The 21,508-nt window shown below is 68.7% G+C and carries 22 protein-coding genes and 3 pseudogenes; 8 read left to right on the plus strand and 17 right to left on the minus strand.

Translation table 11 applies throughout. The features are described from left to right. Positions 1–71: 71 nt before the first annotated feature. Positions 72–344, plus strand: coding sequence for a transposase (locus ACFWJX_RS36480; RefSeq protein WP_383250789.1), 273 nt, complete (start codon positions 72–74; stop codon positions 342–344). Here the strand turns inward: ACFWJX_RS36480 and ACFWJX_RS36485 are convergent. From ACFWJX_RS36485 to ACFWJX_RS36500, 4 genes are all read right to left on the minus strand, one after another. After that, positions 331–1,929 (minus strand): alpha/beta hydrolase, encoded by a 1,599-nt coding sequence (locus ACFWJX_RS36485; RefSeq protein WP_383250729.1) that lies wholly within the window; start codon positions 1,927–1,929, stop codon positions 331–333. The genes ACFWJX_RS36480 and ACFWJX_RS36485 overlap by 14 nt on opposite strands. Before the next feature lie 1,039 nt (positions 1,930–2,968). After that, on the minus strand, positions 2,969–3,472 hold the full coding sequence (locus ACFWJX_RS36490) for a hypothetical protein (RefSeq protein ID WP_383250730.1): 504 nt from the start codon (positions 3,470–3,472) through the stop codon (positions 2,969–2,971). A gap of 781 nt (positions 3,473–4,253) precedes the next feature. After that, positions 4,254–4,943, minus strand: coding sequence for a class F sortase (locus ACFWJX_RS36495; RefSeq protein WP_383250732.1), 690 nt, complete (start codon positions 4,941–4,943; stop codon positions 4,254–4,256). Between the two features lie 117 nt (positions 4,944–5,060). Beyond that, entirely contained in the window at positions 5,061–5,405 is a 345-nt protein-coding gene (locus ACFWJX_RS36500) for a hypothetical protein (protein ID WP_383250734.1), read from the minus strand. Between the two features lie 481 nt (positions 5,406–5,886). Between ACFWJX_RS36500 and ACFWJX_RS36505 the strand changes: the two genes are divergently transcribed. The 3 genes and pseudogenes from ACFWJX_RS36505 to ACFWJX_RS36515 all read left to right on the plus strand — a co-directional run. Then, the gene (locus ACFWJX_RS36505; RefSeq protein WP_383250736.1) at positions 5,887–6,033 is read left to right on the plus strand and encodes an ATP-dependent DNA ligase; all 147 of its coding nucleotides are present in this window, start codon (positions 5,887–5,889) and stop codon (positions 6,031–6,033) included. 124 nt (positions 6,034–6,157) lie between these two features. Then, positions 6,158–6,304, plus strand: a complete 147-nt coding sequence (locus tag ACFWJX_RS36510; RefSeq protein ID WP_383250738.1) for a hypothetical protein — start codon at positions 6,158–6,160, stop codon at positions 6,302–6,304. Between the two features lie 434 nt (positions 6,305–6,738). Beyond that, positions 6,739–7,431, plus strand: a pseudogene (locus tag ACFWJX_RS36515) (IS30 family transposase); the annotation flags it as partial. A gap of 52 nt (positions 7,432–7,483) precedes the next feature. On the opposite strand, the gene ACFWJX_RS36520 reads toward ACFWJX_RS36515, so the two are convergent. From ACFWJX_RS36520 to ACFWJX_RS36560, 9 genes and pseudogenes are all read right to left on the minus strand, one after another. Continuing rightward, positions 7,484–8,002 (minus strand): GNAT family N-acetyltransferase, encoded by a 519-nt coding sequence (locus ACFWJX_RS36520; protein WP_383250740.1) that lies wholly within the window; start codon positions 8,000–8,002, stop codon positions 7,484–7,486. A 409-nt stretch (positions 8,003–8,411) separates the two neighbouring features. Continuing rightward, entirely contained in the window at positions 8,412–9,272 is an 861-nt protein-coding gene (locus ACFWJX_RS36525) for an SGNH/GDSL hydrolase family protein (protein ID WP_383250742.1), read from the minus strand. Between the two features lie 172 nt (positions 9,273–9,444). Further along, positions 9,445–10,049, minus strand: a pseudogene (locus ACFWJX_RS36530) (IS5 family transposase); the annotation flags it as partial. 222 nt (positions 10,050–10,271) lie between these two features. Beyond that, the gene (locus ACFWJX_RS36535; protein WP_383250744.1) at positions 10,272–11,501 is read right to left on the minus strand and encodes an IS701 family transposase; all 1,230 of its coding nucleotides are present in this window, start codon (positions 11,499–11,501) and stop codon (positions 10,272–10,274) included. Positions 11,502–11,656: 155 nt separating this feature from the next. Then, the gene (locus ACFWJX_RS36540; protein ID WP_383250746.1) at positions 11,657–11,887 is read right to left on the minus strand and encodes a DUF397 domain-containing protein; all 231 of its coding nucleotides are present in this window, start codon (positions 11,885–11,887) and stop codon (positions 11,657–11,659) included. Between the two features lie 659 nt (positions 11,888–12,546). Further along, on the minus strand, positions 12,547–12,813 hold the full coding sequence (locus ACFWJX_RS36545) for a hypothetical protein (RefSeq protein WP_383250748.1): 267 nt from the start codon (positions 12,811–12,813) through the stop codon (positions 12,547–12,549). A 90-nt stretch (positions 12,814–12,903) separates the two neighbouring features. Next, the gene (locus ACFWJX_RS36550; RefSeq protein ID WP_383250750.1) at positions 12,904–13,188 is read right to left on the minus strand and encodes a hypothetical protein; all 285 of its coding nucleotides are present in this window, start codon (positions 13,186–13,188) and stop codon (positions 12,904–12,906) included. A gap of 99 nt (positions 13,189–13,287) precedes the next feature. Then, entirely contained in the window at positions 13,288–13,569 is a 282-nt protein-coding gene (locus ACFWJX_RS36555; RefSeq protein WP_383250752.1) for a hypothetical protein, read from the minus strand. A gap of 263 nt (positions 13,570–13,832) precedes the next feature. Further along, positions 13,833–14,126 (minus strand): annotated as a pseudogene (locus ACFWJX_RS36560) (relaxase domain-containing protein); the annotation flags it as partial. Between ACFWJX_RS36560 and ACFWJX_RS36565 the strand changes: the two are divergent. Next, on the plus strand, positions 14,079–14,444 hold the full coding sequence (locus ACFWJX_RS36565) for a Sua5 family C-terminal domain-containing protein (RefSeq protein WP_383250791.1): 366 nt from the start codon (positions 14,079–14,081) through the stop codon (positions 14,442–14,444). The pseudogene ACFWJX_RS36560 and the gene ACFWJX_RS36565 sit on opposite strands and share 48 nt — an antisense overlap. Positions 14,445–14,574: 130 nt before the next feature. Here ACFWJX_RS36565 and ACFWJX_RS36570 read toward each other — a convergent pair whose 3' ends face one another. Continuing rightward, complete coding sequence (locus ACFWJX_RS36570) at positions 14,575–15,216, minus strand: carbonic anhydrase (RefSeq protein WP_383250754.1); 642 nt, start codon at positions 15,214–15,216, stop codon at positions 14,575–14,577. Between the two features lie 571 nt (positions 15,217–15,787). Between ACFWJX_RS36570 and ACFWJX_RS36575 the strand changes: the two genes are divergently transcribed. Continuing rightward, complete coding sequence (locus ACFWJX_RS36575; RefSeq protein WP_383250756.1) at positions 15,788–16,063, plus strand: hypothetical protein; 276 nt, start codon at positions 15,788–15,790, stop codon at positions 16,061–16,063. Then, positions 16,063–16,461 carry a hypothetical protein gene (locus ACFWJX_RS36580; RefSeq protein ID WP_383250758.1) on the plus strand — a complete coding sequence of 133 codons (399 nt, stop codon included), beginning with the start codon at positions 16,063–16,065 and terminating at the stop codon, positions 16,459–16,461. Before ACFWJX_RS36575 ends, ACFWJX_RS36580 begins: the two co-directional genes overlap by 1 nt. Before the next feature lie 408 nt (positions 16,462–16,869). Here ACFWJX_RS36580 and ACFWJX_RS36585 read toward each other — a convergent pair whose 3' ends face one another. The 3 genes from ACFWJX_RS36585 to ACFWJX_RS36595 are packed head-to-tail and all read right to left on the minus strand — an operon-like array spanning position 16,870 to position 20,814. Continuing rightward, on the minus strand, positions 16,870–17,637 hold the full coding sequence (locus tag ACFWJX_RS36585) for a transposase (protein ID WP_383250761.1): 768 nt from the start codon (positions 17,635–17,637) through the stop codon (positions 16,870–16,872). A 55-nt stretch (positions 17,638–17,692) separates the two neighbouring features. After that, positions 17,693–18,265: a hypothetical protein gene (locus ACFWJX_RS36590; RefSeq protein WP_383250763.1), complete on the minus strand. Its 573-nt coding sequence runs from the start codon at positions 18,263–18,265 to the stop codon at positions 17,693–17,695. Next, entirely contained in the window at positions 18,265–20,814 is a 2,550-nt protein-coding gene (locus ACFWJX_RS36595) for a type II toxin-antitoxin system prevent-host-death family antitoxin (protein ID WP_383250765.1), read from the minus strand. Before ACFWJX_RS36595 ends, ACFWJX_RS36590 begins: the two co-directional genes overlap by 1 nt. Positions 20,815–21,261: 447 nt before the next feature. On the opposite strand from ACFWJX_RS36595, the gene ACFWJX_RS36600 reads away from it, so the two are divergent. Next, positions 21,262–21,471, plus strand: a complete 210-nt coding sequence (locus tag ACFWJX_RS36600; RefSeq protein ID WP_383250767.1) for a hypothetical protein — start codon at positions 21,262–21,264, stop codon at positions 21,469–21,471. Positions 21,472–21,508 lie beyond the last annotated feature (37 nt).

The following is a 21,508-nucleotide window of genomic DNA, read 5'->3' on the forward strand; positions in this document are numbered from 1 at the left end:
CGGCAGACGCAACACGGCCTGCAGAGAGTGCTGGAGCGCGTGGCGGTGATGCTGGCCGGCCGATCCGCCGCCTGCCTGAGCCCAAGACCGCGACACCGCGGGTACTCGGGGCGGACGACTTCGCGCTCCGCAAGGGCAACAACTACAGCAGGATCTTGATCGACATCGAAACCCACCAGCCCATCGACCTGCTGCCGGACCGGACGACGTCGACAGTCGCCCGGTGGCTCGCCGAGCATCCCCAGCGTCGAGGTGATCTGCAGAGACCGCTCCACGGCGTATGCCGAGGCCGGACGGCTCGGCGCCCTGAACGCCATCCACGTCGCGGTGTCACTTCCCTGTGAGCGGTTCGTGTTCGCAGACCGTCGCGGGGGCAGGGAGCTTCCCGTCGAGGAGGTAGGTGTCGACCGCATTCTGGACGCAGGTGTTCTTGGAGTCGTAGGCGCCGTGCCCCTCGCCCTGGTAGGTGAGTTCGACCCCCACACCATGGCCGAGCGCTTGGGCCATGCGGGCGGCTCCCTCATACGGGGTGGCGGGGTCGCCGGTGTTGCCGACGAGCAGGATCGGGGGCGCGCCGGGCGCGCTGACCTCGGGGTATGCCGCCTTGCCGGGCACCGGCCAGCCGGTGCACTGCAAGGTTCCCCACAGGGTGCTCGCACCGAACAGCGGGGAAGCGGCCTCGAACTCGGCGACTCTGTCAGCGACCTGGGCCAGGGTGTAGCGGTCGCTCCGGTCGGCGCACGTGATGGCGGTATTGGCGTCCTGCAGGCCGCCGTAGGCCTTGCCGCGCTGCCCGCTCAGTAGGTCGGCGAGCTTCAGCATCGTTGTACCGTCTCTGTCGCCCGCCGCCTCCAGACCCACCTCAAGAGCGGGCCAGGCCGTCTCGGAGTACAAGGCCATGGACACGCCGTCGACAAGCAGGGAACCGGTCAGGACGCGGTCGCCGTCCACAGGGAGGGGCTGGTCGTCCAGCTCGGCCTCCAGCTCGATGACCCGCACTTCGACATCGTTGGGGCTGTCGCCGAGTGAGCAGCCCTGCTGGACGCACCAGGCAGCGAAGTGGTCGAAGGCCAGTTGGAATCCCTTGGCCTGCGCCAATGCGCCTTCCATCCGGTTGACCGTGGGGTCAACGACGCCGTCGAGGACGGCACGGCCGACGTTCCGGGGGAACAGGTGGGCATAGACCCCGCCGAGCTCGGTGCCGTAGGAGATGCCGAAGTAGTGCAGCTTGTCGTCGCCGAGGAGCCTGCGCATCAGGTCCATGTCGCGGGCGGTGTCAGCGGTGGTGACGTGCGGCAGGACACGGCCGGAGTTCCTCTCGCACGCCGCGGCATACCCCTGTCTGAGCTTCAGGAAGGCTTCGACCTCGTCGGCGCCGTCGTCCGGGGTGTCGTCCTGCTCGGACATCTCCTCCATGGCCTCGGCGTCCAGGCACGTGACACCGCTGCTGTTGCCGACCCCACGCGGGTCGAAGCTGACCAGGTCGTAGCGGCCGCGGAGCTTCTCGTAGTCGGCGGCCGCCGCGGGCAGTGTCGTGACTCCGGACGCCCCCGGACCGCCGAAGTTGAACAGCAGCGAGCCGATGCGCTGCTTCGCGTCGGCGCTGGATCGGGCCCGGATGAGGGCGATGCCTATCGTGTCGCCGTCGGGCTTGTCCCAGTCGAGCGGGGCCCGCATGGTGGCGCACTGCCACCGGGTGCCGTCCGGCAGGGGCTCAGGGGGGTCTCCGCCGCCCTGGCTGGGTGACGGAGCAGGGCAGTCTTTCCAGTCGAGCGACTGCGCCCACACCCGGCTGCGGTCGTTCTCCTTCTCGCCGCCCCCGCCGAGACTGCCCTCGCGAGCGGCCTGACCGCAGGCGGCCAGAGACCCGGAGAGCAGAACGGCACTGGACAGCAGGGCGACAACGGTTGTCGCAGGTTTCATTGGCATGCGCCCAGCCTCAGGCCCCCCAAACCACCCCGCACCGCCACACACCCATATGGGGGAGGTGGGACCGACACGGTGGCGTCGCCTCTCTGGGTTCATGGTCCCTTCCGGGGACGAGTAGACGGCTCTTGACTGTGCTGTCTCGCCGATCGTGCCTGTTCCTCAACGCGCTTGCTGCCTTTCGAAGGGGTCTAGCCGGACACGACCAACACGGCCGGTCCGCACGGCTGTACGTTTCACCTTCGGCGCGTGTTGACCGCGTCGAGCCATTTCAGTGAAGGGTGATCACGATGAACGGCTCTCCCGGCCCTCGTGCCCCAAGCAGCGCCGGTGGCGCCGCGCCAGCCTCCCGGCTGGGGGTGGGCAGACCGCCGCGCCGGTGCTGGGTGGCGGTTTGGCGGGCACCGTGCGTACGTCCTCATGGCGGCCACTGGTGGGTGCATGACGGCGGGGGAGCTGTGGACGTGGGTCTCGGCAGCCATGCTCGCGAGCGTGGTGGTTCCAGTCCTCCCCTCACTACCGTGTCGAGCTCACCGACAACTTCCTCGTCCTCCGCGGGGGCGGGCGCCGCGATATCGCGTGGCGGGACATCATCAGCCTAGAGGTCCGGAAGACCGCTGGGGTCCGGACGGTGGTCGTGCACGTGTCGGATGGACGTCGGATACCGCTGCACGCTCCGATGTCCCTTCTGGACCGCCGTGCGATCGAGGACAACGACGGTGCGACCCGACCATTCCGCCTTCCTGACAGCGGCTGATTCCTACACCGGCGCATGGCTCGCCCAGAGGGAGCAGTCGCAGAGCAGGCGGGGCAGGCGTGCCGCCCGCCGGCAGTGCCTGCCGCACGGCGAGCGGCGGCAAGGCCGCCGCGAAGCACCACACTTCGCGCTGTTTACCTGAGCATTCCTCCTGACGGTTGTTTACACCACCGGGCGCCGCTTCAGGGCAGTTGTCACCGGAAGGCGCAGTCAACACACCAGCCGCGTACGCCGGGAAAGTAGCGCCGGTTCGTGCTCTTGACGACGATGCCCCCGAGGTCGGCGCTAGTTGCAGAGGGCGCTGATCGTGCGGTCCGGAATGTCCACCCGGGCGTCGTTCGACGTGAGGGTGCTGTAGGCAGTGCCCAGGGTGAAGTTGTAGGTGGCACCGGGTGTGCAGTGGAAAGTGAAATCTTGGCTGTAGATGACACTGTCGCCGTGCTGCGCATAGCTGTAGGGCAGCTGAATGTACTTGCTGTAGACCTCGCTTGTGGTGCCCTCACGCGTCTCGGTCAGGGTTACGGTGCCGGACAGACCGCAGTCGGTCCGATTCCATCCGATGGCCTGGCCCTTCCAGCAGCCGAAAGTGATGTCCCCGTGAGACCAGCCTCCCGCGCTGGCGGTGAGGCACAGGTCGACCTCGGTGGAGGCCCAGTTGTCGGCGCTGCGGTCGTCGCTCTTACCGCTGCAGGAACTGGCCGCGGACGCGGGCGTGCCACCAGGGAAGAGCAGCGCGCCGGCCGCCAGAAGCACGGCGGGCACAAGTCGGACAAGCTTCTTGTCGAGCACAGATATCTCCCTCGGAGTGAGCGTGCCCCGGACACTACCGAACGCCACACTTTGCGACGCTGAGTAATCGTTTCGGCGGCGCTACCAACTCGGACGTGTCGTACGAGGCAAGGCGGGGAGCCACTGAGCAGCACAGCGCAGATGCGACAGCAGGGCCCTCCTTGGCCGTTCAGCCGAACCTCACTGTCGATGGCCCGGGAGTCGCAGTCGCCTGGGTGCCCGTGCCATTGCGCCCCTGTGCCGCGCCCCGGCCAAGAAGAAGCACTCCCCGTGTGCCGGGTTCTCACTGTCGAACACGCTGCCGTCCACCGACGTGTAGGGAGAATGGGACGCTGGCCGCCTGCGCACTCGTCACCGTCACGGCACCGGACGTCAGCGCCTCACGCCGCGCCACCGGATTATCGCGGACCGGACCACGGGCGATACCCGGCCCCAAAGACAGCACACGCATCGGCGAACGACTCGCTGCCCCCGCCCGGCTGGGCAAGACCCGAAGTGAGCATCAAAAAGCGGCCACGTGAGCTGGTCGACGTAGCTCTGATAGTCCACCTCAGTGGCGAACCCACGGCCGCTCCAGGCGGGCGTTGTTCGTGGCGTCGTCACGATGCCGTCGGGCGAGGGCCGCGGCACGCGGAAGGTCGTCATGGGCTGGTCTCCATACAGGGGCAGGGCTTCCTGTACGCCTGCCCCCAACCTAAACAGGTTGACGACCTCTACCAGGACGGTGGCCATAGGCGTGTGGGTTCGCGGCAAGCACCCGCCGGAACACCCTCCGAATCATTCACCCATCGGTAGCAGTGGTCTTGAGACCGGCGAAGACCACGGTGTTTTCCATATATCGCTGCCTGCTTCGGTCGTAGCTACCGCCGCAGGTGATCAGGCGTAGCTGGGCGTCGAGGGTGTCGGCGTAGACCAGGTCATCCGGGAAGTCGTCCTGCGGGAAGATTTCAGCGGCATAGGCGATGAAAGTCACGGTCGTGCCGTTTGCACGGGGGATGCGGATTTCCTTGCCGGGGGTCAGGGTGCTGAGGTTCGCGAAGACAGCGGGCGCAGTTCTGGTATTGAGGTGGCCGGCGACGATCGCGGTGCCACGCTCTCCCGGCGAGGGACCGTCAGTGAACCAGCCGACAAGGTTCGTGTCGTCAGAGGGTGGCGCGTTCAGCCGGCCGGAGGGACCAATGGCCAGGTCGGTAAAGGGCGCGTCCACCCCGATACTCGGAATGAGCAGACGCATGGGAGCCGAACGGGGCAGTGTCGGGCTGCGTGGCGCAGCTGCGGACTTGGGCTTCGGTACGGACGGCGCGCGCAGGCTCACCGCGGGCGCTGGAGCAGGCAGTGAGGACTGGCTGTCTGGGCCGGCCAAGCGGACCGCAACCGCGATCAGGACGAACGGCGTAAGTAGGGCCAGCAGAAGGCGCTGCGGCATACCGGCCCGCCGGGATCTCGAGTGAACCAATGAACGGATCGTCATGTCACAGCGCACCTCAGTCAGCGAAACGCGGATTCATGTAGGTCAGGCGCGGTGCAGCGTGCGGCTGTGGCTGCGGAGCGGAACGCTGCCTGCCGCACGCGGTACCCGCGTCAGCTATCAGACTGAGGCAGCGCCACGGGCGATGCGCCGGCGCAGCACGTACGCGCCTGCTCCCAGGCCACCCAGGAGCGCGAGTCCGCCGACAGCCGTCGAGCCAGAGGAGGCAAGACCGCCGCCACCGGTGTGCATGCCGCCCTTCGGCTTGTCGTGCTCACCACCGGCGTACTCGTCCTTCTTGTACTCGTCTTTCTTGTACTCGTCTTTCTTGTACTTGTGGTCGCTGCTGTAGGAGTGGTCGTCCTTGTCCCCGTCACGGGCACTGGAGGCGTAGGTGCCAGGGGCTGCGATGGCGAGGGCGACCGTGGCCGTGGCCGCGGCGAGGAGAGTGCGGGCAGAGCGCATGCGTGATTCCTTCCGTCGCAGCCTGCGTCAGCTGACGTGCTGTCGGCTGGTGGAAACCGCAGCGGCGACGTGGCTGGCGTCAACCCAGATGTGCGCGCGCCACCACCCTGGCGGGTATCCGGGTGAAGGCATGTCAGGTGAATGGATGAGGCACTCGGCTGTCCGTGTCACGCGGGCAGTCAGCGGTGCTCCTCCGGTCTCTTTGGATCATTCGGCCGTGTCCCGCTGGCGCATGCCTGCACTGCGGATCAGGCTGGATGGCGGGCTCACCGACCCGTCTGTCGCCTTCGGGGGTAAGCCCTGGTGCCGCCGCTGTTAGCAGCGCGGCGGCGGCACCGATAGTTACGCCGGCCGCACCAGCGCTCTCGCTCAAACAGCGAGCAGCACGGCCGCCGGGCTACTCACCCCGGTGCGGCGCGGTCATCGATGGACGGGGCTGGTGGTTTTCTGCCGGGTGGGCAGCCGGGAGACGCTGGACGTCATGCTGTGGAACCCGAGCATGGTGCTGGAAGTCGGGGTCGATGTCGCCCGCGATGCCTCCGGGCGGTGGCGCCACCCCGCACGCTGGCACCGCGCCCGCCCTGACCCCTCCCCCGCCGAGATGCCCGGCCTGACGCCACCGCTCTGACGGCGGCCCGACCCGGCGGCGGCGACGTTGCGCCAGGGTGCATGACATGCGCACTACGCCGTTCGGCCCCATCCTGAGAAGCGGCGCCATCGGCTGCACAGGCCGACCACCTCCGGGAGGTCCTGTGATCCTGCTCGCCCTGCTCGTGCCCGCCCTGATGATGGCGTTCCTCTTCGCCATGGACGCTCTCGAGGACCACCTCTTCCCCCGCCCGACAACCGCAGACGACGCGAGCCCTCCAGCCGACGACATACAAACCCGCTCCCCCTGACCGCCCCACGACTCCGTTACAGATCAGTCAGTCAAGGCGGGTGCCGCAGCCGACTCGGGGACGCAACTACGGCGCCCGCGCCGCTCAGTCCCAAGCGCAACAGGAAGACACGCCCCCGGGCCAACCGCCGCTGCAAGCCGTGTCTGGTGCCCCACCCGGGTGCTTAAGTTCTAGTGGTCGTCGCAACACCCCAGCTCAGGGGATGCGATGGACTTCGAGATTCGTGAGGAACGCCTGGGGCAAGGGCCGAAGAAGCTGTACCGGGAACGGGAGGCATACTTCGAGCTCGTGAACCGGGGCGTGAGCAACACGGAGGCGTGCCGGATCGTCGGAGTGAACCGACGGACCGGGAAACGATGGCGGCATGGCTCCCAGCCGACCGGCCGCAGGAAGTGGGTACCACCAATCACGGTGGTGCCCACTTCCGGGCCGTCTCGGTACTTGCGAACTTCCCCGACCGGCCGGAGATGCACGTGGTCCACGAGACGATCTACCAGGCCCTCTACGTGCAAGGCCGCGGGGAACTTCGCCGTGACCTGGTGAAAGCGCTCCGCACCGGCCGTGCCCGCCGCCAGGCCCAGCAGCGCCAGCCGCGCTACTCGACGCCGATGGTCATGATCAGCGACCGTCCAGCCGAAGCCGTCGACCGTGCGATCCCGGGCCACTGGGAGGGAGACCTGATCATCGGCAAGGACAACGGCTCCGCGATCGGCACCCTGGTCGAACGCAGTACCCGCTACCTGATGCTCGTCCACCTGCCTGAAGGTCGCAGCACGGAACGTGTTCGCGACGCCCTCCTAGACACCGTCAGACACCTGCCACCCCACCTGAAGCGATCCCTGACCTGGGACCAGGGCAGCGAGATGGGCCGTCATCACGAGTTCGCTATGGCGGCCCGGATGCCGGTCTACTTCTGCGACCCCGGCAAGCCCTGGCAGCGCGGCTCTAACGAGAACACCAACGGCTTGCTGCGGCAGTACTTCCCCAAGGCCACCGACCTTGCTGTCCACGGCCGTGAGCGCCTGGACGCCGTGGCTGCCGAGCTGAACAGCCGCCCACGCAAAGCGCTCGGCTGGGAGACCCCAGCCGAGCGCCTGCATAAACTGCTCGCCACCACACGTCAGTGATCACGTGTTGCGACGATCCCTAGAATTCGCCGTGCAGGGTGGGGCACACGCTTCAGACAGACTCTGCGGTGGGCCGGGCAAGTTCGTCGGGCCCTCTGAGGCACGCCGGTGGTGCGCTGACAGCGGAGACGGTCCTACTCCAGCGTGGCCGGTACTCGTCCTTGTAGGCGTGCTGGCCCGGGACGGTGCGGCCCAGATCGAGGTACTCGCATCCTGCCGTGGTCAGGTCCTGTGCCAGGTGGCGCAGGAGGGCGTGTCCGGGAGCGAGTATAAAAGAGGGTCTATGGTCGGCGCGACGGAATAGGCGGTGTCGCGTCAGGCAGAGCTGGGCGGCGACGATCTCGTCGTCCACGGCGAGGGTGGCGATGAACGCCATGTTGGCGCCGCAGCGCTCAAGCACGGCCGACCGGTGGAGTGCACCGGGAGTGTGGGGTGAGCTGGCAGGCGGCGCGTAGCCGGCCCAGCGGCGCGCGTGCAGGCGGGCCAGGACCGCGTAGGCGGTCAGCAGTTCGTTGCTCCTTGTGGCATTGGGCGAGTTCGTCCCAGGCGCGCTGGCGTCGTTTGTGATCACGTCGGGTCGAGCGGGACATCGCCTCATAGGCGAGGGGTAACCGGATCTCGGCGCAGTCGGTGACGCTGGTGTGCCAGCGTCCGGCTGGAGCAGCCTCGGTGGGTGTGAGGTGTCGGGCGAGCGCGCCGCCTGCGAGCAGGCCCGCCATGTCGCTGCCGGGCCTACGGCGCGGACGTACTCCCCCATCGGCGCCGACAGGGCATAGGTCCGCACTCGGTCGCTCTCCTGGTCGCAGGCCAGTGGCAGAGCGGCGAGGACCTGCCGGGCAGGGCCCTCGCATAAGGCGATGACCGGGCGGGCGGTGGGCGGCAGTTGGTGCGCCCACCCGATGAGGGCAGGCGGAGAGCGTGCGCCGATCTGCGCGGTGCGAATCGGGCCGGTCACCGCTGCGTGTCACAGGCGGCGCTCGTCACCCTGCCGTCGTCGCGCGGACGGCCGCGGAGAGGGCATCGCCGATGGCTCGAGCTCCCAGGGCGTTCGGATGCAAGGGCGCGGCCGCACGCGTGGGGACGATGCCCTCGATGTAGCGGTCGGCGGGGGCGGTGCAGATGTCATGCCCGGTGCCCAGGGCGTAGGTGTCGACGAAGCGGGCGCCGCGCTCTTCGGCCACCTGCTTCAGCACGGCGCTGAGGTGGTTGACCGCACCTTGGATATAGTTGGCGTCCTGCTTCCAGAAGGGCTGGGCGGGATAGCAGCCGTCGGTGCGGAGGTAGTTTCCGTAGCCGACGACGAAGACCTTGGCGTGCGGCGCCCGCCGGGCGATTTCGTCCAGGGCGGCGGTGAGGGCCGGGGCCCAGGCGTCGATGCGGGCCCTGACCTTGTCGGTGTCGCCTGCGGTGTTCTCTTCCGCGCAGCTGGTGCCGTGGGGCGGGGGCAGGATGTTGACGCAAGCCAGCGCTTCGCTGAAGAGGTTGGCGTCGTTGCCGCCGATGGTGATGCTGACGATGTCGGTGTCGGGTGTGAGTGCGTCGAACTGGGGTGCGGTCCCTGGGTGCTGCGTGGTGCTCAGATGGTCGACGGTGGCGGCGGAGCAGCTGACGTCGGTGAGCTCGGCATCAAGGGCCTTGGCCGCGATGTGCGGGTAGCCGGCCAGGGAGCGCAGGCACGCCGGATGGGCCGGGTCGAAGGGCGGCACCAGTGGTGCGGCCGCGAAGGAATCGCCGAGCGCGACGTACCGCAATGGTTCGTCCGCGGCCGTGACGGGGGCCGTGGCCAATACGGCACCGGCGGACAGGACGATGGCCAGGGCTACGCGCCGGGTTGTCTTCAAGAACGCCTCCATTCGGGACGTGCGTCTTTGCTTTGAGCATGTCCCAGCAGGCGTGCCGCCGCACGCGGTCCGCGGCTTCCGGTGGAAGTTGCGGCCGCTGATGACAGCACCCGCGTTTGCATTCCAGCGCAGTCATCTTGAAACAGTGGGCGACCCCCACGGCCGTGTGGCTGATGCCGCGCCGTTGCAGCCAGGTGCGGATGGCTTTGGAGCTGTAGCCCTTGTCGCCCAGGACATGGGCAGGCCGCACGCGGGGCCGCCCCGGACCGATGCGGGGCACCCGTATCGCCTCCATCACGGCGGTGAACTGGGTGCAGTCGTTGGTGTTCCCGCCCATGACGGTGAAGGCGAGCGGGCGGCCGAAGGCATCGCAGGCGAGATGAATCTTGCTGGTCAGACCACCTCGGGAGCGTCCGAGGCCGGGACAGCGGGCCCTTTTTTTCGGGCCCCGGCGGCATGCTGGTGGGCACGGACGATGGTGGAGTCGACCGACACCAGCCAGTCGATGTCCCCGGCCGCGTCCGCCCTGGCCTGGGCGGCCCGGAGCATGCGCTCGAACGTGCCGTCCAGGGCCCACCGGCGAAAGCGGGTGTGCAGCGTGGCCCACGGGCCGTACCGCTCGGGCACGTCCCGCCAGGCCGTTCCGGTACGGAACTTCCACACGATCCCGTTGAGCACCGTGCGGTCGTCCAGCCGCTTCCGGCCCGGCAGCGACACCGGCAGCAGCGGCCGGACGAACTCCCACTCCGCATCGGACAGTTCATGGCGACGTATCACCCAACCATGATCCACTACTCAAGATCATTTGAAGACACGGCCTAGTACTCCAGCAGCGCTTCTCCATTTTCACTGGTCAAAGGCCTGAGTGTGGGGAGTGTAATGCTGTGGAACCGGGTGTGGGGCGGTCTTTCGCGGACCGTCCCACCAACGGGTGGCCGCGCCGCATGTAATGGCAATGGCGTGCGTTCGCCTGGTGGCGGCGTCGCCACCGTGACCACCTCATGGCATGGCTGCGGTCGGGAGGGTGGTGGCGGGGGCCAACTGCCAGCAGACGGCGGATCTCTGCTGGCGTGAGGGCCACGAGGTCGGATGTGTCCCGGTCGGCACCCCTTTTTCGCGTTCCTGGCTGGCCATCACCGCCAGGAACGCGTGGGCGAGCATGGCGAGCGTGATGTGCCGGTACCAGCCCACGTAGCGGCGGACCTCGTACTGATCCAAGCCGCACTCGTTCTTCGCGCTCTGGAAGCACTCCTCGATCTTCCATCGGCAGCCCGCGACGCGGACGAGGTCAGCCAGGGTGGCTTCCAGGGACGCGCAGGCGAGGTAGTAGGCGATCTCATCGGGTCTGGTGATGCTGCGGCGGGCCAACATCCAGCGCTGTCGGGTGGGTTCATCGCCGTCGAACTCCCCGACGGCGGGTAGGCGGGCGGCGGCCCAGTCGTACAAGCGCTCGCCCTTGGCTCCGCTTCCGGCGGACAGGCGTTGCCAGGCCTCTGGCGGGGCCTGGCCGACGAGGTGGTCGATGCGCGGGCCGTGGACCTGCTGAGACTTGGGCACCGCCACGACGTAGGACAGGCCTGCTTCCTCGAGGAAACGTCGAAAGTGGGAGTCCTGTCCGTAGGCGGAATCGGCCGTGCCCCAGGCGATCGGCAACGGGGAGGCGAGCGCCCGCGTGATCACGTTCCGAGCCAACTCTCCCTTCGTGGCAAAGACACGCCCGTCGGGGATCCGGGCTGATCGGCAGCGGTCCTGGTCCTCGGCCCAGGACCTGGGCAGATAGAGTTCGCGGTCGACCAAGGCGTGGCCACGGGTGGTGGAGTAGGCGGCGAAGACGCCGATCTGGCAGTTCTCGGTGCGGCCGGCGGTGCCGGTGTATTGGCGCTGGACGCCGGCGGAGGTGGTGCCCTTCTTGACGAATCCGGTGTCGTCGATGATCAGCACACCGCCGTCGGCCCCAAGACGTTCGGCGACGTAGGCCTGCAGGTCGTCGCGGATCTCGTCCGGGTCCCAGCGGCAGCGGGACAGCAGTCGCTGAAGGCCGTCCGGTGTGGCGTGACCCGCGTGTTCGGCAAGCTGCCAGCTGTTCTTGCGGCCGACTTGCCCCAGGAGCCCACGGATATAGTCGCGTGCTCGCCGCCGGGGTTCCACCCGCGTGAACCTGGCTCCGATCCGCAGGACAAGATCAGCAAATTCATTGTCCCAGGCGTTCTCTGATGCAAGCTCGCTCACATCGGCGCACTGCCCGGAGCACTGTCATTACATGCGGCGCAGCCACCCGTTGGTGGGACGGTCCGCGAAAGACCGCCCGACACCCGGTTCCACAGCACTACACTCCCCACACTCAGGCCTTTGACCAGCGAAAATGGAGAAGCGCTGCTGGAGTACTAGCGATCCGGGTCGAACTCGCTGTCCTGCGCGCCCAGCACGCCCGCCTCCCACTCGGCCTCTGTATAACGGGTTACCGTTTCCCGGTCCTCGGTATTGCGCATGGCCACCGCCCCGCGCTCCGGGTAGGCGATCTCAATCCCACCGTAGAGTGCGCCAGGCACGCTATGCCATTCGGCGTCGGAGAGGTCGACGGCATAGAGCCATTTTTTATCTTCCGTGGCGCTCATGCTGAACTCCTTGCTGAGGCAGTTTCATTTGGGCGTGCCGGTGTGCGGGCACTTGATCACGGCCCGGTTCTTTGGCGGCGCTTGGAAAGCGTGCCAGCCAGGGCGGGTGCGGTGAAGGTTCCATAGGAGTGGTCCTTCGGCTTGACGCCGCCCGACACGTGACTAGCGCAGTGGACGGATGGGGAAGTGGCCGCTCCGAACAGTCTGCAGCCGTCGAATTCGACTCTGCCGCGGGCGCCCCCAGCGCGCGGTCGCGATTGGCGTGCGACGAATACGCCTTGTCACACAGCACCGCAAGGACGGCATAAGCCTCCTTTGCCAACAAGCATGCTGATTTGCCAACTGCGCTGCGTCGTCACATCAACCCCTCCCGCAGTGGTCGGGCGCCTGGCCGCGGAATCTGTCCACAGGGGAACGGGTGTCTGCTGGAGGAATGATCGACAGCGACGACACGCAGCCGCCGGCCCCACGCCGCAACAGGGTCCTGGACGCCCTCAAGCGGGCGGAGCGCAAGGTGTTCACCCGGCCCGCGCCGAAATCCGCAAAGGCCCAGGTGGAGTTCCTCTACACGCGCGCCAAGCGGTCGACGAAGGCCCTGGGCCGAACAGCTGGGTCGCCCCGTACCGTGCAGCGCTACCGCGCCGGACAGCAGACGAGCCTCAGAAGAGGCTCCAGGCGGCCCTGGTGGAGGAGACCGAATCCCAGCACACCGGCCGCTGCCCTTCGCGCTCCGCGGCCTCGCGCTCTGCCCGGCGGCGGGCCTGCTCCCATTGGACCGCGTACAGCCGGTCACCGTCGGCGTTGTCCAGGGCCTCCGTCAGCGTCTGCCACTCATCCTCATCGCGCCCGAGCCTGCGCCACACCTTTCCTGCGGCCCCGTCCGGGCCGGCGGTGATCCGCTCCCGCTCGGTGACGACCACGGGCACAGCCTGGTGGTAGTCGACGGCCGTGATCCCCGCACCCTGGCCCGGGTACGGCTCGTCGGCGAAGCAGGCGCGGGCGGCCTGCTCCAGGCGTCAAATCCGGCTGACGCGTTGCGCAGCGGTCTTCCCGGTGAACACGAACGCCACCGGCACGTAGCCCTCCCGGCCGGTCGCCGGGTAGATCCGCGACCACAGCCGGAACGCGTGCACCGCCGCGCCCCGGGTCATCTGCGCCTTGTCCTTGTCGGCCTTCGGCGCCAGAAGTTCGAACCACTCGGTATAGCGGCGCACCTTGGCCACCAAGACGTCGACGGGCTCGTTAATGCGCACCGCCCGGCCGGGGTGCCGCGCGCGCCCGTCGGGCCCGCCATCAAACACTCGCCTCTCCCCGCGCGCCCCGAGGCCGGGCGGCCGGTCACGTCCCGACTGCTGGCGCGGTGACTTCCTCCTCTGTCCCGCCGGACGGTCCGTCGTTCGTCACGGCTGGAAGCCCTGGCCTTGGCCGGGGCCGGGCTGCTGGTGCTGCTCGTGCTCCTGGCGGCGCGGGTCGACCGGTCCGGCCGGGTCGGCGGCCGGAGCTGGGAACTCCCCGTCCTCGATGGCGCGGCGGCGGGCGTTGGCCGCACGAATGATGGCAGCGAACCATTCCAGGTTCTCCGGAGTGCGCATCCACGTCGCCGGGTCGGTCGTACGCCCCTCCAGGTACTCCTGCGGTATCGCGGCCTGCTGGTGGGCTTGGACGGCGGCGGCCCGCTGCACCGGGGTGAGAGCGGCCTCCCGGCCCTGGTGGTCGACGACGTGCGGCGCGTCTGACGCCTGGTCGTGGTGTTGGTCGTCGGCGTGCGCGGCGGCCGACGCGGTCGCGGCCGGGCGTCGTCCCGCGCGGCGGCGGGCGGGGTACGGGCGGCGCGGATCGCGTTCTGCACGGCGAGGCTGGCGACCTGGGCCCGCTCGTAGCGGCTCGACTCCCGGGGCGGCTTGCCGTCCTCACACACCCCGGTCGTCATCGCGAGGGTGTAAAGCGTCCCGGCCGCCACCACATGCCGGTAGAGACCGCGGGTGTCCAAAGCGCCCCACACCGGCTCACCGTCGTCGCCCCTGCGCTGCACGCGGTTGAGGACCAGGCAGTGGTCGTGCAAGAGCGGAAACCCGTCGCGGCTATCGAAGTGCCGGAACGCCGCAACGACCAACGCTGGTGTCTTGGCACGCCTGCGGCCCGAGGACCACCGGGTCTCCGCGACCTCTCGGCACCTTCTACGAACCCCGCCATCCCGAAGCAGCCACCGCATGACCACCTCAGGCTTGACGAAGGACATAGAGGCACCCCCCGGGCGCGGGTTGTCCTTGTCGAGGCGGAGAAGGTCGTCGCCGAAGCAGAGTTCGCACAGGAGCTTGGGGCACCGGGCCGGCGTCCTTCTTCCGCCCGCTCTCGCCGACGCCCAGGTCAAGGCGCACGCCGTGGTGGCGGTCCCGCTTCGACGGCTGCGTACGCGAGGGGGCTGTATGGGCTCCTGCGCGAACTCGACGAGCAGGGCTGTGACCTCATCGTCGCGTCCCTGCCGGTAGAGGAGAGGGCTGGGACTGGCGATCGCCAACCGGCTCCGCCGCGCCGCAGGCCCCGGCCCACGGTGTGACCAGCATCCACGTTGTTCGGTGTGCCTGCCGATGCACCCAGCCATCCGCCTTCCACCCACCCTGATTGAGCAAGGTGGGGTCCCTTCCGGCCGCGGCACATGCACGCTGGGGCAGCCGCGGCCGAGGTGATCAGGATGTGGTGGCGACGTGCGTCTCGAGGCCGCGGGACGCGACTACCCGTACGCTGCCGTCGGCCAGCCGGTAGCACAGGCCCACCACCGCGGCCTGGCCGGCGGCCACCTTCTCGGCGAGTACCCGGGAGCGGTCCAGCAGCAGATCGACGGTGTGCCTTATGTGCTCGGCGAGGATCTCCTGCGGCTCAACCAGTCCAGCGGCCCGCGCCGCCAGCACGCTGGGGGTCACCCGCTCGACCACGTCCCGGACGTACCCGGCCGGTGCCATGCCGTCGTCCAGCGCGGCGCACGCCGCACCCACCGCGCCGCACGAGTCATGTCCGAGCACCACGACCAGCGGGCTGCCCAGCACGTCCACGCCGTATTCGATGCTGCCCAGCACCTCCGCACCTACGACGTGGCCCGCGGTGCGCACCACGAAGAGGTCGCCCAGGCCGCGGTCGAAGATGATCTCGGCGGCCAGCCTGGAGTCGGAACACCCGAACAGCACGGCGAAGGGCTGCTGGCCCGGTGCGATCTCGGCGCGGCGGGTAGCGTCCTGGTTCGGGTGCTCGGGGACGCCGGCGACGAAGCGCTGGTTACCGGCCAGCAGCAGGTCAAAGGCTTCCGAGGGCGTCGGAGTCTGAATCTCGGTCATGGCCGCAGCCTACGAGCCGCCACCAGCCGTCGCACCGCCCGGTCGCCTCAGTCATCGCCGGGCCGGCCGACACCGACGGGTTGGGCATCATCCCCAGGCGCCGGCTCAGGGCGGCCTCGACTCGGTTCCTCAGCGCGCGGCACAGTGCACGAGTCCACCGCAGTGTGTGCCTGCGGCTCGTGTTCCGGCGCCAACGTTGTCGGCGTCAGACGGACCCTGTGCTGGGCGGCCGTCTTCTGCGGTGAGTACGGCGCTGGCGAGGGTGAGCCTGGTGACCAACTGGCGAAGCTTCGGCCTCACCCGGTTGACCGACTTCATCATCCGCCACCACGCCGACGGCCGCCGACAGCCGAAACGCTGCAGTCGAGGCGTAGCGTGGAAAACGTGAGGACGGGAACGTGACGGCCCCGCCTTCACTCCTGCACGCACGCTCGCCGCCGTCGGCAGCGAGCGTGGCGAAGCTCTACAAGATGCAATAAGCAAAGGCGTCAGCTACGCCACAGGTGGCGGTACCAGTGCTCCGACTACGGTTCCTCTACCGTCAGTAGAGGAACGCGGGTAGACTCAGGATATGGCAGCAGACGAGACGAGCATTAAGGTGAGCGCGACCGCGCGGGACCGGCTGGCGAGGTTGGCGGCCGAGCACGGCACGACCATCCGCAGCCTGGTCGAGGAGCTGGCGCAGAGCACGCCGACGCAGGCCGAATACGCCGAGCGTGCCGAGTTGGCCCGCGCCGAACTCACCTCCGCCCTCGGCAGCGCGCCGAGTCCGGAGGCGGAAGCGAAGGCCCGTGCGCTGCTGGAGCGCCTGGGCGGGGCGCAGCACAATTCGCAGACGGCCGCGTAGTGGCGGCGATCGCGGTCGTTTTGGACCACACCACCGCTACCGCTCTGTACGACCCGAAGGACCCGTTCAACGAAGCGGTCGCCGCGTTCTATGTCCAGGCCTCCGGCGGACTTGGCAGCCTGTACGCGCCGGTGCTGTCCCTGACGGCCGGTGACGCCGAGCGGCCCGGCCTGCTCGGTTACATCAAGGGTTTGCGTTTCATCCGGATCGAGGCGTTCGACACCGACGCCGCGGTCACCGCCACCGAACTGCTGCGCTTCGGGCACTCCTGGGCCGCCGTCCACGCCATCCACGCTTCCAGGCCCTCAGCCGTCCATCCGAGCGGCCGGTTTCTGCTCACGCTGACGCCCAAGGCATACGCAGGCACCGGCGTCCAGGCTGTTCACCCCGGCCAGTAACCGCCAGCGCTTGGACGCTCCCTCCAGCCCGCCCGCGCCGTCGCGGACCTGGCCCTGACACACCCGCAAGGCCCGGCACCCTTCGGCGAGAGGAGCACCGCTCGAGCAGGGCGGTTGCATTGTCTCTATCCGACGGCAGCACCCACGCACCGATCCTCACGCCGCCTGAAGGACACCGCCGATGAACACCACTCCCCCACCCCCGGTCAACGAACCCGACCCGTCCGCGCCGTCTGCCTGGGCAGCCAGGTCGGTCCCTGCGCCATGTGCCAGCGCAAGACCCACAAGTACGGCCGCGGCGGCATCCTGCTGTGCCAGCGGTGCATGGCCCCCGTCATGCAGGCATGGGGCACCACGGTGCGGCACACCAGCACCCGCACCTAGAGGTTGTCCCGTATGGAAGGTGAGTTATCCGGTGAGGGTCAGGTTGTGGAGTCGGGCGGTGCCGAGCATGGCTTGGTGAACGCCGTTGCCCTTGAGCCGGCAGTCGCGCAGGATTTTCCAGTTCTTCAGCCGCGACAGGGCGTGTTCCACCCGGGCTCTCGCCCGGCGGTGGACAGCGTTCTCCGCTTCCTGCTGTGGGCTGAGGTGTGTCTGGCCTCGCCGTTTGCGGTGCGGGATGAGCAGGCCGGTGCCCTGGTATCCGCCGTCGGTGATGGTGGGGGCTCCACGGCAGGCCCGGGCGACGCCGGACTCGCTGAAGGCCCGGCAGTCGTTGCGGCTCCCGGGCAGTGGCAGGCCGATTGCCACCACCAGGCGGCTGTGGGCGTCGATGACCACTTGCAGGTTGGTCGAGTACCGGTAGTTCTTGCTCGAGGCCGCGACGCTGCGGTCGCGGGTGGGCACCAGAGTGCCGTCGACGATGTGGACGGTGTCCTTGCGCGGCCGCCGGGCAGGCGAGATCGCCGGCAGAGGCGCCAGGTGGTCCAGGATTCTGTCGGCCGCGGACTTCGACACCCCGAACAACGGCGCCACCTGCCGCAACGTGAGATTCGTGCGCCAGTACGTCGCCACCAGCAACACCCGGTCCCCCAAAGACAGCCGCCACGGCCGGCCACGCTGAATGTCACCACCACGACGCCGCACCAGCGCCACCAACCTGGCGAACTGCACCTCGGTCAAACCCGCGAACGGCTCGATCCACTTCGGATCATCCGCTGAGATCACCCCACCCATGCCCGCCCAACGCACCAACGGCCCCACCGGTTACGGGACAACCTCTAGCCGAACATCACCTGAGTTCGACGGCGTAAGAGTCTCCGCCAAACTCCCATCCGTCGGTGCCTTCACCGATGTCCGCGACGATGATCTCGTCGACGAAGAGGTCTTCGAAGTCGTTGTCGCGCAGGTCCCCGGCCAGCCACAGTGCCTCGATCTCGGTCCAGTCGCCGCGGCTGGCGTCGATACGCAGCGGGGCGGCGCGGCGAGTGCCGCGTTCGCGTTCGTCGTCGCCTGTTTTGACGAGCCCGCTGATCTCGAACTGGCCCCTCTTGACGGTGTCGGGGAGGGGTTCAGCGGGGACGATGGCGACGTTCTCGTACGCGGTGTGGATGACGTCGCGGTAGCTGCGGCGCACGTTGTACTCGGGATCCGACAGCCACTTGAACAGGGTGTCCGGCCGGACGTCGAGGCCGGCGCTGTCGAGGGCCTCGCAGCCGCGTCGGGTGCCGGTGAGCTGGCTGAGTTGGGCGTGCCATTGCTTGGCGCTGTAGGTGGACAGCCGGTGGCGCGGGCTGACCTGCTCACGCAGGAGGTCGTTGAGTGCGGCGCCGAGGGAGCTGCCGCGGCCTGTGGGGCCGGCCATCAGTCGTCACCTTCCGGGATGAACGTGCCAGGCTGGATGAACGTGGCCTTTACTTCGCCGAACCCGGTCCCGATCCGGTAGGTGCCGGGCGGCGTCTCGTCGGGGGTCCAGAAGATGGCGGCGTCGACGTTGCGCAGGGCGATGAGGGTGTGGCCTTCCTGGACGGCCTTGAAGGCGACGGTCCAGTGACGGACGGAGGCTTCGGCGACCATGCTCATGCGCCAGTCCGGCCGCCAGAACGGGGACCGCGACTCGGGCCGCTTGGGCCACAGCAGACGCAGCGCGATGGACAGGCGGGTCTTGTAGTTCTTGTACGGCTCCCCTCCGACCTTGATCAGTTCGGTGCGGGCCTCGCGGGTGGCCGCGTAGAAGGGCTTGAACAGCGACTCGTTGGCCTTGCCCGTCCATGAGTTGTGGATCCTCACCGGTTCGGCGAGGTAACCGTCGCGGTGAAGGCGTTCGAGTTGCTTGACGTGCGGGGTAGTCACCCACACCCGGCCTTGTTCGTCGGGCCGATCAACGAGCCGGCCCAGCGGGTGCGGCATGCCTGGGTAGCTCCACTCCGGGATGTCGATCAGGTAGATGCCGGCCTGGGACTTGTCGAAGGCATCGAGGGGGCCGGTGTGCAGGAGCTTGTTCGGGGCGAGTGGGACAGCTGAGCAGGCGGAGGGGAAGCTGCCGTTGCGGTCGATCAGGCACATCAGGCCGCCGCCGAACGAGGCCGGCACGTCGAGTTGGTCACGGCGCACGCGCTTCCCGTTGCGTTCGTAGGCAACGCGGGTGCTGGTGACGTCGGGGTGGACCCAGCGGGGCTCACCGTCCATGTCCTCACTGATCAGCGGCCATGGCCCGTCTTCCCGGTCCTCTTTGCGGATCACCGGGATCGGGTGCATCTTCGAACGTCCCACCGCGTCCTTGAGAATCCTCAGAGCGGGGAAGACGGCACCTTCTGGCTCGTCTTCCTCATCGCCCGAGACCAGGCCGTCATCGCCGTCCTGCCCCGCCCCGTCGGCGTCGGAGACCGACTCCTTGCCCCCTTCGGCAGCCTCGGCCGGAGCCTGTGCGGGGGTGATGGTGGGAGCGGGCGCGTTGTAGGCGTGCAGCGCGGCGGCGAGACGGCGGCCCTCGGCGCTGTCGGGAGTCTGCACTCCGGCCGCTGCCAGCGCCTTGAGCGGGGCGTGGAGTTCGTCGAGGTCCTTCGCGTGGCCGCTGTTGAGCGCGGTGCGCAGGGCCGCAAGGAGGCGGGTCGCCTCCGCAGATAGATCCTTGACGGCGCCGGAGGTGAAGGGCAGGGCGGCTTCGGCTAGTTCGCTGTCGGCGGCGGTGCCCACGGTGTCCGTGAGGGGATTGGTGGCCGCAGGAGTGGCGACGGGCGCCGGGAAAGAGGCGGCGGGGTTGGGGTTATCGAGGAAGCGGGCGTGGGCGAAGTCCGGGCGCAGGCTGGTGCTGCCGATGATGCCCAGGTCGCGTTCAGCGACGGTCACGGTCGTCACCTGCTGGCCGGGTGCGGTGGCGAGGGTGAGGATGACGTCGGCGTCCAGGAGGTTGACGATGGCCGGGTCGTCGGTGTCCAGGACCACGACGACCGGCACGTTCTGGGTGCGGGCCAGTTCCCGCAGGATCTGGCTGGCCCCGGGCAGGTGCTCGCCAGACAGCGGCAGGCGCGGGTTGCTGGCCCGCTGCAGCCGGTCCACGACCACGAGCGCCAGGCCGTCGGCGAGCGGCGTAGTGTCCGCGGCGGTGTCGGCGATGGCCTCGGCGGTCAGGTCGCTGCCGTCATCGATGAGCAGCGGCGCGTGCCGGAGCCGCTCGACGACTTCCCGCTCGTGTCCGGTGAGGACGCCGGTCTTGAGGCGGGCGTAGTCGCCGCTGGCCTCCGCGGCGATGATGCGGCGCGTGATGTCGGTGCTGCTCGGGCCAGATGCCGCGTACAGGACGCGGGCGTTGCGGGCGAGCGTGGTGCGGGCGGCGGCGAGGCCGATCAGGCTGCCGCCCACCTGGGGTTCGGCCGCGACCAGGACCAGGCGGCCCGGGTGCAGGCCACCGGTCGCCTCGTCCAGACCCGCGAGGCCGAAGGACAGGCCGGGGGCGGTGCCGGAGGCGAGGACGTCGCCGATGGCGTCGCCCAGGGTGGCGAGGCGGCGGCCGCGCTCACGGGTGGGAGTGAGTTGACTGGTCACCGCGCCTCCTGCGGGCACTGCACCAGGGCGCGCGGCCGTGTCGGATGAGAGGGTAATCGTGTTGGGGTCAGCGGGGAGAAGGACCGCGACCGGTGTACTGCTCCGCCGGAGTACTTGGGGCTCACCGCTGGCTGCCCGGCTGATCAGGGTGCCGAAGTCCTTCTGCGCCGCGCTCAGCGTCCAGGACGAGAAGGCGCCGGCCTTCCGGGCTGCCGGGAACCGGTCCAACGGGGCCAGCAGAACGCGCTCTTTGTGCTTGTGGATCAGCGTCGTGGTCTTGTCATCCTCGGCGCTCTTGACCAGACCGTAGAGATCGTTGCGGGCGTCGCTGGCGGACTTCGTGTTCTTGGCCTGTGGCGGCTGACTCAACTCATTCTCCCGGTAGTCAAATCCTCTCCAGAATAGCAAGCTCATACATTACTCAGAGGGAAATCACACATCTGTAGGGCAGATGTCACTCTTTATCCGAGGTGGATTGACTCCCCGCGCCGAAGCGGGTCATCGCGCTTCCCCGCACGCCATGTGCGCGCGGCCGCCGATGCCCTGGAGCTGACGTGCGGGAGCGATGCGACCGGGGCCGCTGTGCGGGATGACGAAGGTCCCGCAACATGCGCCCGGGCTGCCGTGGTCGGGTTCGTGGTCGGGCCGGCCACGGGTCTTCCCCGGTGCTTGGGGAGTTGCACAGTCGGCATGTGCAGTGACGGCGGTACTCGTTGCGAGGCGCCTGTGCAATGGATTCCGGGGCCTGCGCAGTCGGCATGTGAATCGCGCCAGGCCGTGCTTGCCCCGCGCCCCGCGGGCAGCAACGACCTGCTCATGCCGATCCGCGCCAGCCTCATCACAGCCGATCACGTGCACGCCGAACTGGGCGAACTCATTGCCGGCAGCAGACCCGGGCGCACCACACGAGACCAGATCACCCTCTACAAGTCCGTCGGCGTGGCAGCGCAGGACGCCGCGGCCACGGCCCTGGTCGTCGCCTCCGCCCGCGCGCAGTCGATCGGCGAAGAAATCACGCTGCGATGATGCCGCTACCAGCACGCGACCGCGGCGGCTGGACCGG

The sequence above is a fragment of the Streptomyces sp. NPDC058335 genome, from assembly GCF_042723915.1.
Lineage (GTDB): Bacteria > Actinomycetota > Actinomycetes > Streptomycetales > Streptomycetaceae > Streptomyces.

What these genes read in the sequence shown, in the direction of transcription:
- ACFWJX_RS36485 (WP_383250729.1), bottom strand. Translation starts at nt 1,929, where the DNA reads ATGCCAATGAAACCTGCGACAACCGTTGTCGCCCTGCTGTCCAGTGCC.
- ACFWJX_RS36495 (WP_383250732.1), bottom strand. Translation starts at nt 4,943, where the DNA reads ATGACGATCCGTTCATTGGTTCACTCGAGATCCCGGCGGGCCGGTATG.
- ACFWJX_RS36500 (WP_383250734.1), bottom strand. Translation starts at nt 5,405, where the DNA reads ATGCGCTCTGCCCGCACTCTCCTCGCCGCGGCCACGGCCACGGTCGCC.
- ACFWJX_RS36505 (WP_383250736.1), top strand. Translation starts at nt 5,887, where the DNA reads ATGCTGTGGAACCCGAGCATGGTGCTGGAAGTCGGGGTCGATGTCGCC.
- ACFWJX_RS36540 (WP_383250746.1), bottom strand. Translation starts at nt 11,887, where the DNA reads ATGAGCGCCACGGAAGATAAAAAATGGCTCTATGCCGTCGACCTCTCC.
- ACFWJX_RS36570 (WP_383250754.1), bottom strand. Translation starts at nt 15,216, where the DNA reads ATGACCGAGATTCAGACTCCGACGCCCTCGGAAGCCTTTGACCTGCTG.
- ACFWJX_RS36575 (WP_383250756.1), top strand. Translation starts at nt 15,788, where the DNA reads ATGGCAGCAGACGAGACGAGCATTAAGGTGAGCGCGACCGCGCGGGAC.
- ACFWJX_RS36585 (WP_383250761.1), bottom strand. Translation starts at nt 17,637, where the DNA reads ATGGGTGGGGTGATCTCAGCGGATGATCCGAAGTGGATCGAGCCGTTC.
- ACFWJX_RS36590 (WP_383250763.1), bottom strand. Translation starts at nt 18,265, where the DNA reads ATGGCCGGCCCCACAGGCCGCGGCAGCTCCCTCGGCGCCGCACTCAAC.
- ACFWJX_RS36600 (WP_383250767.1), top strand. Translation starts at nt 21,262, where the DNA reads ATGCCGATCCGCGCCAGCCTCATCACAGCCGATCACGTGCACGCCGAA.